The sequence below is a fragment of the Polynucleobacter sp. MWH-Aus1W21 genome (genome assembly GCF_018687275.1).
GTDB lineage: Bacteria > Pseudomonadota > Gammaproteobacteria > Burkholderiales > Burkholderiaceae > Polynucleobacter.
This window is the reverse complement of the sequence record NZ_CP061287.1, coordinates 441481-455783: the sequence shown is the minus strand read 5'-3', so window position 1 is coordinate 455783 and position 14303 is coordinate 441481. Positions and strand designations below refer to the sequence as shown.

At 45.4% G+C, this 14303-nt stretch carries 12 protein-coding genes; 3 read left to right on the top strand and 9 right to left on the bottom strand.

Going from position 1 to position 14303, the window contains the following annotated elements; genetic code table 11:
- Positions 1–170: 170 nt before the first annotated feature.
- Together ICW03_RS02425 and clpB are read right to left on the bottom strand one after the other, a co-directional pair.
- Complete coding sequence (locus tag ICW03_RS02425) at positions 171–1406, bottom strand: MFS transporter (protein WP_215348595.1); 1236 nt, start codon at positions 1404–1406, stop codon at positions 171–173.
- A gap of 51 nt (positions 1407–1457) precedes the next feature.
- Entirely contained in the window at positions 1458–4061 is a 2604-nt protein-coding gene (gene clpB, locus ICW03_RS02420; protein ID WP_215348593.1) for an ATP-dependent chaperone ClpB, read from the bottom strand.
- Between the two features lie 93 nt (positions 4062–4154).
- Between clpB and ICW03_RS02415 the strand changes: the two genes are divergently transcribed.
- Positions 4155–4409 (top strand): GIY-YIG nuclease family protein, encoded by a 255-nt coding sequence (locus ICW03_RS02415; protein WP_215348591.1) that lies wholly within the window; start codon positions 4155–4157, stop codon positions 4407–4409.
- A gap of 28 nt (positions 4410–4437) precedes the next feature.
- Here ICW03_RS02415 and ICW03_RS02410 read toward each other — a convergent pair whose 3' ends face one another.
- Genes ICW03_RS02410 through ICW03_RS02380 form a run of 7 tightly spaced genes read right to left on the bottom strand, consistent with a single transcriptional unit; the run spans position 4438 to position 12153 of the window.
- Complete coding sequence (locus tag ICW03_RS02410) at positions 4438–6096, bottom strand: carboxylesterase/lipase family protein (RefSeq protein WP_215348589.1); 1659 nt, start codon at positions 6094–6096, stop codon at positions 4438–4440.
- Between the two features lie 33 nt (positions 6097–6129).
- A complete protein-coding gene (moaE, locus tag ICW03_RS02405) occupies positions 6130–6594 on the bottom strand; it encodes a molybdopterin synthase catalytic subunit MoaE (RefSeq protein ID WP_215348588.1) in 465 nt (154 codons plus the stop codon).
- Position 6595: 1 nt separating this feature from the next.
- Positions 6596–6853: a molybdopterin converting factor subunit 1 gene (gene moaD, locus ICW03_RS02400; RefSeq protein ID WP_215348586.1), complete on the bottom strand. Its 258-nt coding sequence runs from the start codon at positions 6851–6853 to the stop codon at positions 6596–6598.
- Between the two features lie 18 nt (positions 6854–6871).
- Entirely contained in the window at positions 6872–8113 is a 1242-nt protein-coding gene (gene glp / locus ICW03_RS02395) for a gephyrin-like molybdotransferase Glp (protein ID WP_251374435.1), read from the bottom strand.
- A 14-nt stretch (positions 8114–8127) separates the two neighbouring features.
- The gene (thrC, locus tag ICW03_RS02390) at positions 8128–9570 is read right to left on the bottom strand and encodes a threonine synthase (RefSeq protein WP_215348584.1); all 1443 of its coding nucleotides are present in this window, start codon (positions 9568–9570) and stop codon (positions 8128–8130) included.
- A 19-nt stretch (positions 9571–9589) separates the two neighbouring features.
- Positions 9590–10900 carry a homoserine dehydrogenase gene (locus ICW03_RS02385; protein WP_215348583.1) on the bottom strand — a complete coding sequence of 437 codons (1311 nt, stop codon included), beginning with the start codon at positions 10898–10900 and terminating at the stop codon, positions 9590–9592.
- A complete protein-coding gene (locus tag ICW03_RS02380) occupies positions 10897–12153 on the bottom strand; it encodes a pyridoxal phosphate-dependent aminotransferase (RefSeq protein WP_215348581.1) in 1257 nt (418 codons plus the stop codon). The genes ICW03_RS02385 and ICW03_RS02380 overlap by 4 nt, the downstream gene beginning before the upstream one ends.
- A gap of 79 nt (positions 12154–12232) precedes the next feature.
- On the opposite strand from ICW03_RS02380, the gene ICW03_RS02375 reads away from it, so the two are divergent.
- On the top strand, positions 12233–12610 hold the full coding sequence (locus ICW03_RS02375) for an Mth938-like domain-containing protein (protein ID WP_215348579.1): 378 nt from the start codon (positions 12233–12235) through the stop codon (positions 12608–12610).
- A complete protein-coding gene (locus ICW03_RS02370; RefSeq protein WP_215348577.1) occupies positions 12610–14301 on the top strand; it encodes a glycosyltransferase family 39 protein in 1692 nt (563 codons plus the stop codon). Before ICW03_RS02375 ends, ICW03_RS02370 begins: the two co-directional genes overlap by 1 nt.
- The last annotated feature ends 2 nt before the right edge of the window (positions 14302–14303 follow it).

Below are 14303 nucleotides of genomic sequence, written 5' to 3'. Positions count from 1 at the left end.
GATAAATATTTAGTTATTTATATTCAATGACTTATGAATATATTTTTATAATGCGGAATAGTAACCCACTGTTTGGAATGAAACTCCATCACTCATGCTGCACCGCATTTTACGCAGTGTAATGATGTTTCACATTGTGAAAAATTTAAGTGTTAAATTGCGATGCTACTTCAAACAGTTTTAGGAGAGCGTCTAGTGGAGACTTTAAATACCGTCGGAATAATCATCAGTTGAAATAAGGCGATGCCTAAGAAGAGTGCCTTGGGGAATCCCGCATCCATAAAAAAGCCGAAGATAAAAGGCCCTACTGCAGCACCTAAGTCAATTCCAGAATAAACAATTCCATAGACGCGCCCCGACACACCTTTTGGCGTCACCGCCTTTACCAAAAGATCACGTGATGGTGCAACAACACCATAACCAAATCCAAGCGCACAAAATATAAATGGAATAACTGCCCCAGAAATCAATCCTGTAGCGAGCAAGAAACACATGGCAATCGTAATGGTTAAGCAAGAGCTAACAATCTTTTCTGGCGCTTGCAACTTCGCCGCAAGATAGCCACCAAATAAAACACCACCAGCGCTACCAAGGGCTAGCAGAGTAATGTAGTAACTACCAATATCTAAAGGCACTTGATAAATATTAAACAATGCACTCGGGGCAAATGATTGCAAACTCGAAGTGGACGCCATGCTAAAGAAAAAGAATACCCAGCATAACCAGACTGCAGGGAGCTTTAAGAATGCAAATGCACTCTCTGGGCTAGATCCTGGATTAGCAGCCTGGATGGTGGCATGGCTTTGCTCGCGGCGCCCTTTGACATCGTCCATTAGATAGCTTTTATTCAACCATAGGATCGTCAAAATACAAGCCTCTAACAAAGCTGCAGATAGGAAGGCTATACGCCAATCACTGAATTGAGCAATTGCAACCATGAAGGCTGGAGCCGCTGCCCAACCTAAGTAGCCTGTAACACCATGCATTGAATAGGCGTACGGAAGATTGGGAGATGAAACCTTGTGATTAATGAGTGTGTAATCCACAGGATGAAAAATACCGTTACCGCACCCAGCTATGACAGCACCCATCAAAAGCATGCCATACCCATTGCTTTGTGAGTAAGTTAGTGCAGCGAGTATTAGTAAACCAACTCCACCAAACAATACTGGCCTAGCACCTATTCGATCCACTAAAAATCCAGAGGAAGCTTGTGCAATACAAGACACCACAAAGAAAACTGACATGAGCAAACCAAGCTCCGCATAACTCAATGCAAAAGCATCCTTCAACCATGGAAACATGGGAGGGAGTACCAAATGAAAGAAGTGGGAGCTGCCGTGAGCTAGGCTAATGAGACCAATAACCCGGACATCACTGGCACGCCCATTAAGCGTAGCAGTCATGTACCGAGTTTACTGGCGCAGGAATTTTCCTGCTGAAATACTTTTTACCGCTTAATGGACCTGTCGAGAAAAGCTAAAGTCGCCCGACTTATCAACATCCACAGGGACTACGTCTTTAGGTCCAAACTTGCCTTCCAAAATCATCTTCGAAACAGGGTTCTCAATATGCTGCTGGATAGCCCGCTTCAAAGGCCTTGCTCCAAAGACGGGATCAAAACCTACTTCTGCAATCTTATTGAGAGCTGCGTCACTAACCTCAAGCTGCATATCAACCTTCGCCAAACGATCCGACAAGTTTTTGAGCAATATCTTTGCGATATTGGCGATATTACCTTTGTCTAAGCCATGGAATACAACGATCTCATCGATACGGTTCAAGAACTCGGGACGGAAATGATTTTTCAATTCCTCAAATACCGCTTCTTTGATTTCAGATTGCTTCTTATCAGTCATTGATTGAATTAAGTGCGATCCAATATTACTGGTCATCACAATCACCGTATTTTTAAAATCTACCGTACGACCTTGGCCATCAGTTAAACGACCATCGTCCAAAACTTGCAATAGGACGTTAAATACATCTGGATGCGCCTTCTCAATTTCATCAAACAAGATAACGCTGTATGGATGACGACGTACCTGCTCGGTTAAATAGCCACCCTCTTCATAGCCAACGTAGCCAGGAGGCGCACCAATTAAACGTGCAACACTATGCTTCTCCATGAACTCACTCATATCAATACGAATAAGGTGATCCTCACTATCAAACAAGAAGCCAGCCAACGCCTTACAGAGTTCTGTCTTACCAACACCAGTAGGCCCAAGGAACAAGAATGATCCGTAAGGACGATTCTCTTCTGCCAAGCCGGCGCGGGAACGGCGAATAGCATCGGACACTGCACGAATCGCTTCCTCTTGGCCAACGACACGCTTATGTAAGAGCTCTTCCATCTTGAGCAATTTATCGCGCTCGCCCTGCATCATCTTAGAAACCGGAATGCCCGTCGCACGAGAAACTACTTCTGCAATTTCTTCTGCGCCTACTTGAGTCCGCAAGAGCTTGTTCTTTACTACGCCATCTTTATCGCCCTTCGCCTCAGCAGCCGCAGCAGATTTAAGCTTAGCCTCCAGCTCAGGGAGCTTGCCGTATTGCAACTCTGCAACTTGCTCTAACTTACCATCACGCTGTAACTTGGCGATATCAGCTCTAACCTTCTCAATCTCTTCCTTAAGGTTGGCAGCACCGAGTACGGCGCCCTTTTCTGCTTTCCAGATTTCCTCTAGATCAGCATATTCGGCACCAAGGCGCTTGATTTCTTCTTCAATGAGGCCAAGTCGTTTTTGAGATGCTTCATCTTTTTCCTTCTTAACCGCTTCACGCTCAATCTTAAGCTGAATGAGACGACGCTCGAGTTTGTCCATTACCTCAGGCTTGGAATCAATTTCCATTCGAATACGTGAACCAGCCTCGTCAATTAAGTCGATTGCCTTGTCTGGCAAGAAGCGATCAGTAATGTAGCGGTGCGATAACTCAGCAGCAGCCACAATAGCTGGGTCTGTAATCTCAATGCCATGATGCAGCTCATAGCGCTCTTGCAAACCACGCAAGATAGCAATCGTTGCTTCAACACTGGGCTCTTCAACCATCACTTTTTGGAAACGGCGCTCTAACGCAGGATCTTTTTCAATGTATTTACGATATTCATCTAAGGTTGTTGCGCCAATGCAATGTAGTTCGCCACGAGCCAAAGCAGGCTTGAGCATATTGCCGGCATCCATCGCGCCATCACCTTTGCCAGCGCCAACCATTGTATGAATCTCATCGATAAAGATAATGGTTTGACCCTCATCTTTAGCAACATCACTGAGCACCGCCTTCAGGCGCTCTTCGAATTCACCGCGATACTTCGCGCCAGCCAATAACAAAGCCATATCTAGAACTAGGACGCGTTTGTTCTTTAGGGTTTCAGGAACTTCGCCATTCACAATGCGCTGGGCCAAACCCTCAACGATCGCTGTTTTACCTACGCCAGGCTCACCAATCAACACAGGGTTATTCTTGCCGCGGCGCTGCAATATCTGAATGGTGCGACGAATCTCATCATCACGACCAATAACTGGATCGAGCTTACCCATACGAGCGCGCTCGGTTAAATCCACGGTGTATTTTTTTAAGGCCTCACGTTGACCTTCAGCATCTGCACTATTCACTGATTCTCCTCCGCGAACTAAATCAATAGCCGCCTCTAACGATTTACGATTTAAGCCATTCTCACGAGCAACCTTGCCGAGCTCGCCTTTGTCATCTGCAACCACCAACAAGAACAACTCACCCGCTATAAATTGATCATTACGCTTATTGGCTTCTTTTTCACATAAGTTCAACCAATTACTGAGATCACGGCCAACCTGAACTTCCCCGCTAGTGCCCTGCACTTCAGGAAGGTTGCTGATTATCTTTTCTACACCTTTTTCAAGGCCGGCCACATTGACGCCTGCTCTTGTTAGCAAGCTCCTTGCACCACCATCGGAATCACGCAACATTGCCAGCAATAGATGGGCTGGCTCAATATATTGGTTGTCTTTGGCTAACGCGATACTTTGAGCCTCACTTAAGGCCTCTTGAAACTTGGTTGTTAATTTATCTATTCTCATTTTTGCACTCCATATATCTATCTATAGAATATAAGGGCAATATCGCTAATTTCAAGGGTTTTACATACCCTTTTTACTCAAATCTGACCCATTTTGACCTGGCTTGTTTACCTCCTGGAATGCTCTGACGGCACCTATTACGCCGGCATTACTAACCGTCTAGAGCACCGCCTAGAAGCCCATAACTCAGGACAAGGCGCACGCTATACAAGATCGCGTCGACCAGTTGCCCTTTTGGCAACCCAAGAGCACCCAGACCGATCTGAGGCCTCAAAGGCAGAGATCAAATTAAAGCAACTTCCCCGTTCTGAAAAGTTGGCATTCTTTAAAAACAAAAACCACCCTTGAGGGTGGTTGGTTTGCTGTTGACTGAATTTTAGAAGGCGTCTTTGACACGCTCGATCGCATAGATTTCTCTTAAATGCAGAGCTTGATAAGCCACCCGATCTTTAAATAATCCTGTAATCGTTTCTGAGCCAGGTGAAAAATTTCTCATAACGTCTGCATTCAGGTTGTATGTAGGCCAATTTTCCTGACCACTCACATTTGGATTGCCGGTTTTGGCAAAAGCCGCCCAGCTGGCAGATAAGCTCTCGGACATTGCTTGATCCTGAGGGCTATTTTTATTCACAATTGGAAACCAATCTTTTGGCCAAACATGTGTTTTCTTGAATCCAGCAATATCCTTTTCAATTCGATCGCATTGATTCTCGCCAGATAAGGCCTGCTTAGGAGCTTGGGTCACTAACCCCAAACTACCGAAGACATAAGGTATCTCGTAAGTATGAGGTGCACCCGGTAAAGTAGCTCGAATATTCTCAGTTAAGTAATCAAAGTAATAGGCATAACCTGGGGCAATACCGTTCATACTATTTGCTAGCAGCTTTGTACTGGCGCGATACATCAAATCCTGAATTACAAAAGAATTCAAAATGCATTTATCTTTTACATTGGCATAGAGCCGCTCAATAATCTTTGGGTCTTCGTGCACATTCTTCAAAAAGATATCTAAGGCTGGCTCACCAGGTAACATGAAATCGCTATCAAATGAGTTTGTACCAATCATGAAAGGTACTTTCGCCTGCTTACCAGCGGCAAATAAAGGAATGGGATCGCCCTTCAAGATCTGACCATCTACAAACGGACCGCCAAACTCACCAGCATAGTAAGAGTTACCATCAAGTATTAATTTTTGAACTGGTAATTTTCTTAATTCAGTCAACGATTTTGCGCCAAGTGCAGACATAAATTTAGCGCCTATATCCACCTCTGGTGTTAAGCCAAAACGCTTTTCAGTCATTCCCCTTAAAGGACTTTGTTGCGCGCTTTGGGCAATCGCCTTGTGAAATAAACCCTTAGCCGCATCTGAAACCATCAGCCAAGTAACACTTCTACCGCCAGCTGATTGGCCAAAGATCGTCACATTATTAGGATCGCCACCAAATACCTCAATATTCTTTTTGACCCACTTTAAAGAGGCAATTTGATCCATAGTGCCGTAATTGCCTACTGGCTCACCCTTGGCTTTTGCTTCCTCAATTAATTCTTTTGAAGCAAAGAAGCCCAATGATCCAAGACGATAGTCAACCGTAATAACGATGACACCATTCTTCACCAAATTGATTGGGGTGAATTGTGGATCTTTAGCACCATCTACGATTAAACCGCCACCATGGAACCAAACCATGACTGGCAAATTCTTATTAGGTTTAGAGGGTGTAAAAACGTTCAGCTTTAAACAATCCTCACTGCCTGGCAACCCAAGACCGTCGTTAAGATTTTTAATATATTGCTGCGGACAAGCACCACCAAACTTACTAGCATCACGTGTTCCATTCCAGGCAAGCGCTGGTTGCGGAGGGCGCCAGCGCAAGTCACCCACAGGAGGGGCTGCATATGGAATATTTTTAAACGCCTGCATGTTGTACTCGATCACACCTTGCAAGCTACCTGTTTCAACCTTTACAACAGGCCTCTCTGCAGCACATACACCAATAGCAATAGCAGTCAACAAAACGGCAACTAATTTTTTCACTTGAAATCTCTCTTACGAAAAATGCAATACAACTTAGGATTTATTCCAGCGGGCCATTGCAGCCTCGTCAGTTACACGGGCATCTACCCACCGAGCCCCTTCAGAAGTGTCTTCTTTTTTCCAAAATGGAGCTGCTGTTTTCAGGTAATCCATAATGAACTCACAGGCGGCAAAGGCCTCTCCTCTGTGTGCACTCGATACAGCCACCAATACAATTTGATCCTCGGGTAAAAGCGGGCCCACTCGATGAATCACTAGAGTTTGATAGATATCCCAACGCGCATTGGCTTGATCCAAAATTTCTTGCAATGCCTTTTCAGTCATCCCAGGATAGTGCTCAAGCGTCATACCTTTTACTTGACTACCGTCATTCATATCGCGAACGGTACCCAAGAAGGACACTACTGCACCAACCCTTGGATCACCTTTACGTAACGCCGCTATTTCAGCACTAAGGTCAAAGTCATTTTCCTGGATACGAATAGATGATTTGGACATACTAGCCCCCAGTTACAGGCGGGAAAAATGCTACTTCAGCACCATCTTGTAATGGGGTAACAGGATCGACCATCTGTTGGTTAAGAGCGCAGCGCAATACCTTGCCTTCGGCCAAAACCTCAGACCAAGGGCTACCGCGCTCAATGAGATATACCCTGAGTTCAGCTATCGTCTTAACTGTTGCCGGAACAGTAATAGTCTCTTGCGAGATGCCAAGCGCCTCACGCAATGAGGCGAAGAATCGTAATTCAAGTTTCATGGGCCAATCGTAAACCGATTATTTGAGAAGTGCATCAAAGGGAATGTATTTCACTAAATCACCCGCTTTGATTGGTTGGTTTGGCGGGCAATCAACTAGACCATCACCCCAAGATGCGCTAGTAAGGACGCCTGAACTTTGATTCGGAAATAAATCTAGGCCGCCTTGATCATTCATCTTAACCCGCAAGAACTCATTGCGACGATCGGCTTTTAGCCAATCAAAATCCGCACGCATTAAATACGATTGCGGGCTCTTCACATCACGCCCTTGCAACTTCAAAATAAAGGGGCGAACAAATAATAAGAAGGTTACAAAGCTAGAAACTGGATTGCCAGGTAATCCAATAAACCAGGCTTCACCGTCTTTAGGCTCGCTTGATTTACGTACCGCACCAAACGCCAATGGCTTGCCAGGCTTAATGGCAATTTGCCATAAGTCCAATCTACCTTCAGCCGTTACGGCTGGCTTGATGTGATCTTCTTCACCAACTGATACACCACCAGAGGTGATGATCAAGTCATGATCTTTACTTGCCTTACGCAGTGCTTCACGAGTGGCATCTAGACGATCAGGAACAATGCCTAAATCCATTGCATCGCAACCTAGCGACTTCAGACAAGCTAATAAAGTATCGCGATTTGAGTTATAGATACCACCGGGCTTTAAAGGCTCGCCTGGGAGCGCAAGCTCATCACCAGTAAAGAACGCTGCGACCCTTACCCTGCGTTTTACATTGAGATGCGTTAAGCCAGCAGAAGCAGCCACCCCTAGCTCTTGTGGACGCAAGAATGTACCCGCTGTCAAACAAGTTTTGCCCTCAGTGAGATCTTCACCTCTGCGACGAATCCACTGACCTGAGTTAGGCGTAATATTGACCTGCACTTGATCAGTAGAGTCCTCGGGAATGGTGCAATCCTCTTGCATGACTACCGCATCTGCCTCGGGGGGCACTGGGGCGCCAGTAAAAATTCTGGCGGCAGTACCGGGCTCTAGTGTTTTGCCAACAGATCCAGCCGGAATACGCTGAGCGATTTTGAGAACACTGCCAGCCGTTTGAGTATCTGCCGTACGCACTGCATAACCATCCATTGAGGTGTTATCCAGTGGCGGAACATCTACCAAACTATTAACACCCTCAGCAAGTACGCGACCCAGGGTCGCTTGCATAGCAACTCTCTCACACTCCTCTACAGGCTTTGCATGGGAGAGCAAGTGATCTAAAGCCTGCTGAGCAGTCAACATCGGAGGCTTAGTCATAGTGCTTTATGTATTTAGTTGAGATGGGTAGTGATGAAGTTTTTAACTTGGCTAACATCCGCATCAATATTCTCTACGCGCTGCGGCTTAGATTTAATATCTTTAAATGCAGGCGGGCATTCAGCAGGTCGACCCAAAGCAACCTCAATCGTTTCTTCAAACTTAATTGGTAATGCCGTCTCAAGAATGATCATTGGGATACCAGCTTGCAAGTGCTCGCGGGCCACTTTCACACCATCAGCAGTATGCGTATCAATCATGACGCCGTAGCGCTTATCAATATCACGAATAGTTTCTAAGCGATTCTCATGAGTGCTACGACCTGATTGAAAGCCATACTTACCTAAATCTTTGAAAACCTTTTCTTTAGAGATATCAAAACCACCAGTTTCATCTACCTGCTTAAACATGCCTGCCGTAGCTTTGCCGTCTTGACCCATGAAATCAAATACAAAACGCTCAAAATTACTGGCTTTTGAGATATCCATGGATGGGCTTGATGTATGAAGTGTCTCAGCAGACTTGCGAGCCCGATATACGCCAGTACGGAAGAACTCGTCGAGGACATCGTTCTCATTGGTCGCCACAACTAGATGCTCAATCGGCAATCCCATCATGCGTGCAATATGACCAGCACAAACATTTCCGAAGTTACCGGATGGCACAGTGAAGGAGACTTTTTCAGCACTAGATTTTGTTGCCAGGAGATAACCTTGGAAGTAGTAGACCACCTGAGCCACTACCCGACCCCAGTTAATAGAGTTCACTGTACCAATCTGATTCTTGGCTTTAAAAGCGTGATCATTACTAACTGCTTTAACAATATCTTGGCAATCATCAAAGACGCCAGCTACTGCCAAGTTAAAAATATTGGGGTCTTGCAAGGAATACATTTGTGCAGATTGGAAGGCGCTCATCTTGCCGCGAGGTGAAAGCATGAACACTTTTACACCCTCTTTACCGCGCATTGCATATTCAGCGGCGCTACCAGTATCACCAGAAGTGGCACCTAAAATATTGAGATGCTGACCTTTTTGCTTGAGAGCATATTCAAAAAGATTGCCGAGCAACTGCATTGCCATATCCTTGAAGGCCAAGGTAGGTCCATTCGAGAGACTCAAAAGGCCAATACGAGTTCCATGCTCTTCACCCAACCAATGTATCGGAGTAATGTCTTTAGCGTTGTCCTGTGGACGCCCATTGCAATAGACCTGCTCGGTATAAGTTTTACGCAAGAGTCCACGCAAATCAGCTTCTGGAATATCGTCGCAATATAGACTTAACACTTCGTAAGCCAAATCTGCATAAGACAAGCCACGCCAAGAATCCAATTGCGCTGCAGTGACTTTTGGATATTGAGTAGGCAAATATAAGCCGCCATCAGGCGCCAATCCACCTAACAAAATTTCTAGAAAAGTTTGTTGTGGGCTATTGCCACGAGTAGATTGGTAACGCATGTAATTTACTGAGTTTTACTTAAGACAGATTTTCTAAACGGATCTTCACTACTTCACCTGCAACAGTTTTAAGAGCTTGAATCTCTTTAATCGCAGCAAGCATGTTTTTTTCTTTGGTTTCGTGAGTCAAGGCAACCAAATCAGTTTGGCTTTCACCTTCGTCAGCCTCTTTCTGCAAGAGCGCATCAATAGAAACACCATGTGAAGCCAAAATTTTGGTGATATCAGCTAAAACACCAGCCTGGTCAGCCACACGCAAGCGCAGGTAGTAGCTAGTGGTGATCTCGCCAATCGGCAATACCGGCGTGTCATGTACAGCATCCGGTTGGAATGCCAAGTAAGGAACGCGATGCTCGGCATCAGCGCTAAGCAAACGGGTGATATCTACCAAGTCTGCAATTACAGCAGAAGCCGTTGGCTCAGAGCCTGCGCCCTTGCCGTAATACAAAGTTGTTCCCACGGCATCACCAAACACCTGCACAGCATTCATGGCGCCTTCAACGTTAGCAATCAAACGCTTAGAGGGAATTAAGGTTGGGTGTACGCGCAATTCAACACCGGTTGAAGTTTTCTTTGCAATACCAAGCAACTTAATGCGATAGCCCAATTGTTCTGCGTACTTAATATCAATCGCATCTAATTTAGTGATACCTTCGATGTGCGCTTTTTCAAACTGCATTGGAATACCGAATGCAATTGCACTCATGATGGTTGCTTTATGAGCAGCATCAACACCTTCAATATCGAAAGTAGGATCAGCTTCGGCGTAACCCAAACGTTGCGCTTCTTTTAAAACAGTTCCGAAATCCAAACCTTTGTCGCGCATCTCTGACAAGATGAAATTTGTTGTGCCGTTAATGATGCCGGCAATCCATTCAATGCGATTAGCTGTTAAGCCCTCACGCAAAGCTTTAATGATTGGAATGCCACCGGCAACAGCAGCTTCAAACGCCACCATCACACCTTTAGCGTGTGCCGCTTTAAAGATCTCATTGCCATGAACAGCGATCAATGCCTTATTGGCTGTCACAACGTGCTTACCAGCAGCGATAGCTTCGAGAACCAAATCTTTAGCAATGCCGTAACCACCAATTAATTCAACAACGATGTCGATCTCTGGGTTATTGATTACAGCACGAGCATCGTTTACCACTTGTGCGCGATCTTTAACAAGCTCCTTAGCGCGCTCTACATTGAGGTCAGCAACCGTATTAATACGAATACCACGCCCAGCACGACGAGTAATCTCATCTTGGTTACGCTCGAGAACAGTGAATACGCCACCACCAACAGTGCCAATACCTAAAAGACCTACTTGAATCGGTTTCATGATGCCTTTGCTGCAGTTGAAGAAGCCTTACGGCTGTGCTTGTTACGATAACGCTCCAGAAAACGTGCAAGGCGGCCAATAGCCTCCTTCAGAACATCTTCGTGAGGCAAGAACACTACGCGGAAGTGATCAGGTTTGCCCCAGTTAAAACCGGAGCCCTGCACTAACAATACTTTTTCCTCTTTTAAAAGATCGGCTACAAATTGCTGATCATCCTCAATTGGATAAACCTCTGGGTCTAACCTTGGAAATAAATACAAAGCTGACTTAGGCTTCACGCAAGTTACACCTGGAATATCGGTAATCAATTTCCAAGCGAGATCACGTTGTTTTGCAAGACGGCCGCCATCGCCCACCAAGTCATTAATACTTTGGTATCCGCCTAAAGCGGTTTGTATCGCATATTGACCCGGTACGTTTGCGCATAGGCGCATTGAGGCCAACATATTTAAGCCTTCGATGTAATCGCGCACCATCTCTTTATCGCCGGAAACAATCATCCAGCCAGCACGATAGCCACATGAACGGTAATTCTTAGAAAGGCCGTTAAAGGTAATAGTGACTACATCAGTCGATAAAGATGCGAGAGAAATATGCTTCTCGCCGTCATACAACATCTTGTCGTAAATCTCATCGGCAAACAAAATCAAACCATGTTCACGAGCAATCTGCGTTAGCTCAAGCAAAACTTCTTTGGAGTAAATTGCACCAGTAGGATTATTTGGGTTGATCACCACAATTGCTTTGGTGCGCGGCGTAATCTTTTTACGCAGATCATTTAAGTCTGGAGCCCAGTCTTTGGATTCATCACAGAGATAGTGCACAGGCGTACCGCTCGACAAACTCACAGCGGCAGTCCACAGCGGGTAATCTGGTGTTGGTACCAAGACTTCATCACCATCATTTAAGAGTGCGTTCATGGAAAGAACGATCAACTCAGAAACACCATTACCGGTATACACATCATCCAAGGTCACGCCTTGAATGCCTTTTTCTTGGCAGTACTGCATGATCGCCTTGCGAGCTGAAAAGATTCCCTTGGAATCCGAATATGCTGAGGCGTTGCTTAAATTACGAATCATGTCCAACTGAATCTCTTCAGGAGGATCAAAACCGAAAACCCCTACGTTTCCGATGTTTAATTTAATGATTTTGTGGCCCTCTTCCTCCATGCGCTGAGCAAGCTCGAGCACCGGCCCACGTATGTCATAACAGACGTTATCGAGCTTTTGGGACTTTCGGATCGGTTTCACAATAAATTAAAGGGTAAGTTCTTGAAATATGAGAAAAAACAGCTAGCTATAATCCACATAATTATGACAGAGAGTCCACTTGAAGCTTCAATCTGACCCCCATTACGGAGCGAATACGATCACCGGCTACGGCGATGGTTACGTAGAGATCAATAAGACTCCTTACGCCCATGCTGTTGTCCTGAGCTCAGATGGCGCCATTACAGAGTGGTCAGTAAAGTCATTTGACGACTTGGAAGCCCATCACTTCTCGCAACTTGTTGATTTAAAACCAGAATTAATCCTTATTGGGACTGGCAAACGCCAGCGCTTTCCTAAGCCAGAACTCCTTAAAGCCCTGATTTCCGCCAAAATTGGCTTTGAAATCATGGATTCTCAGGCCGCCTGCCGTACATACAACATCCTGGTGGGTGAAGGACGTCAGGTCTTGTTGGCCCTGATTGTGGAGACCGATTAATGCAATTTGGTCAAATTCGACAGTCCTCAGCACTGCATCCAGGCAAGATTTTGTTGCTGGTCATTATTTACGGCTTACTGTGGTTTGGCACTCTGAACTATCGCCACCTCATCCCTTCCGACGAGGGACGTTATGCAGAGATCGCTCGCGAAATGCTCGTTACAGGTGATTGGGTTACACCTAGATACAACGGCTACAAGTATTTCGAAAAACCACCATTACAAGTTTGGGCTACTGCTGCAGCATTTCAAGTATTTGGTATTGGCGATTGGCAGGCAAGAATTTGGACTGCGCTTACTGGGTTTCTCACCATGCTCTTAGTTGGATTTACCGGCGCTCGAATTTATAACGCTCGAGCAGGATGGTTGGCGGCCGTTGTATTGGCTTCAAGTCCAATGTGGATTATCAGTGGCCACTTCAATTCACTCGACATGGGCTTGTCCGCTTTTTTAGTCGCTGCACTATGCAGCCTCTTGCTTGCACAAACTTCTCACAATAAAAACAGCTATCGAAATTGGATGTGGGCTTGCTGGCTATTTATGGCTCTCGCCACTTTATCGAAAGGCATCATTGGGGCAGCAATACCTGCGATGGTCTTTGTTGCTTACTCACTAAGCACCTGGGATTGGAAAATTTGGACTCGACTACGCTTATTTAGTGGGACTATTTTGTTCTTAGCAATCACCGCTCCCTGGTTTATTTTGGTGGCACAGCGTAATCCTGAATTTTTAGAATTCTTCTTTATTCATGAACATCTGCAACGCTTCACTCAAGATGCCCACAGTAGAACAGGCCCTATTTATTACTTTGTGCCACTGTTACTGATTGGGCTGCTACCCTGGTTTCTGCAGGTTCCAGGAGCAATTGCACAAGCATGGAATGAGCGCCGCCGCGAGTTTTCAGCTGGGTGGCTGTTGGTTTGCTGGTTTGTAGTGATCTTTGCTTTCTTTAGCGTTTCACGCTCCAAATTGCCCGGCTACATCATTCCTGTTTTTCCTGCGCTTGCTTTGATTATTGGTACTCGCTTAGATCGCTTGCTTGGTCACACTAACACCATGGCATCACCCTGGAAATTACAAACAATAGGCTTCTCGATTTTGGGATGTATTGGGTTTTTCTTTCTGGACACCATTAGCAGACAAGCAAGGCCTGACGAGATTGATGCATATGCGCAATATACATACTGGGTTATTGCTGCATTGTCAGCGCTAATCATTTTTAGCACTTATGCAGCATGGCAAAGTAAACGTAATGGCATACAAAGTATTGTGAGTTTTGCTTGTGGGTTTTTTCTCTGCACCATCATCGCAGGAACAGGTCATGAGACCTTAGGTCGCGCAGTCTCCGGCATTGATCTCGTAGACCGAGTGAAAGCAAGCATTCCTGAGAAAGTAAATTTCTATTCCATCCGTCTTTTAGATCACACCGTGCCTTTCTATTTAGGCAGAACGATGATCATGGTGGAATCTCCTGATGAACTCGAGTTTGGCGTCAATCAAGAACCCGAGCTCTGGATGCCCACCCTAGATGCATTCATAGCTCGCTGGAAAGAAGATCAAACAGCCTATGCCATTATGGTTCCAGAACAGTTTGATGCTCTTCAGGCTCAGAATTTTCCAATGCAAGAAGTTGATCGCGACTCTCGCAGGGTTATCGTGAAACATCCAGATATATCGAATGTGGCACAGTGAAG

What these genes read in the sequence shown, in the direction of transcription:
- ICW03_RS02425 (WP_215348595.1), bottom strand. Translation starts at nt 1,406, where the DNA reads ATGACTGCTACGCTTAATGGGCGTGCCAGTGATGTCCGGGTTATTGGT.
- clpB (WP_215348593.1), bottom strand. Translation starts at nt 4,061, where the DNA reads ATGAGAATAGATAAATTAACAACCAAGTTTCAAGAGGCCTTAAGTGAG.
- moaE (WP_215348588.1), bottom strand. Translation starts at nt 6,594, where the DNA reads ATGTCCAAATCATCTATTCGTATCCAGGAAAATGACTTTGACCTTAGT.
- moaD (WP_215348586.1), bottom strand. Translation starts at nt 6,853, where the DNA reads ATGAAACTTGAATTACGATTCTTCGCCTCATTGCGTGAGGCGCTTGGC.
- glp (WP_251374435.1), bottom strand. Translation starts at nt 8,113, where the DNA reads ATGACTAAGCCTCCGATGTTGACTGCTCAGCAGGCTTTAGATCACTTG.
- thrC (WP_215348584.1), bottom strand. Translation starts at nt 9,570, where the DNA reads ATGCGTTACCAATCTACTCGTGGCAATAGCCCACAACAAACTTTTCTA.
- ICW03_RS02385 (WP_215348583.1), bottom strand. Translation starts at nt 10,900, where the DNA reads ATGAAACCGATTCAAGTAGGTCTTTTAGGTATTGGCACTGTTGGTGGT.
- ICW03_RS02370 (WP_215348577.1), top strand. Translation starts at nt 12,610, where the DNA reads ATGCAATTTGGTCAAATTCGACAGTCCTCAGCACTGCATCCAGGCAAG.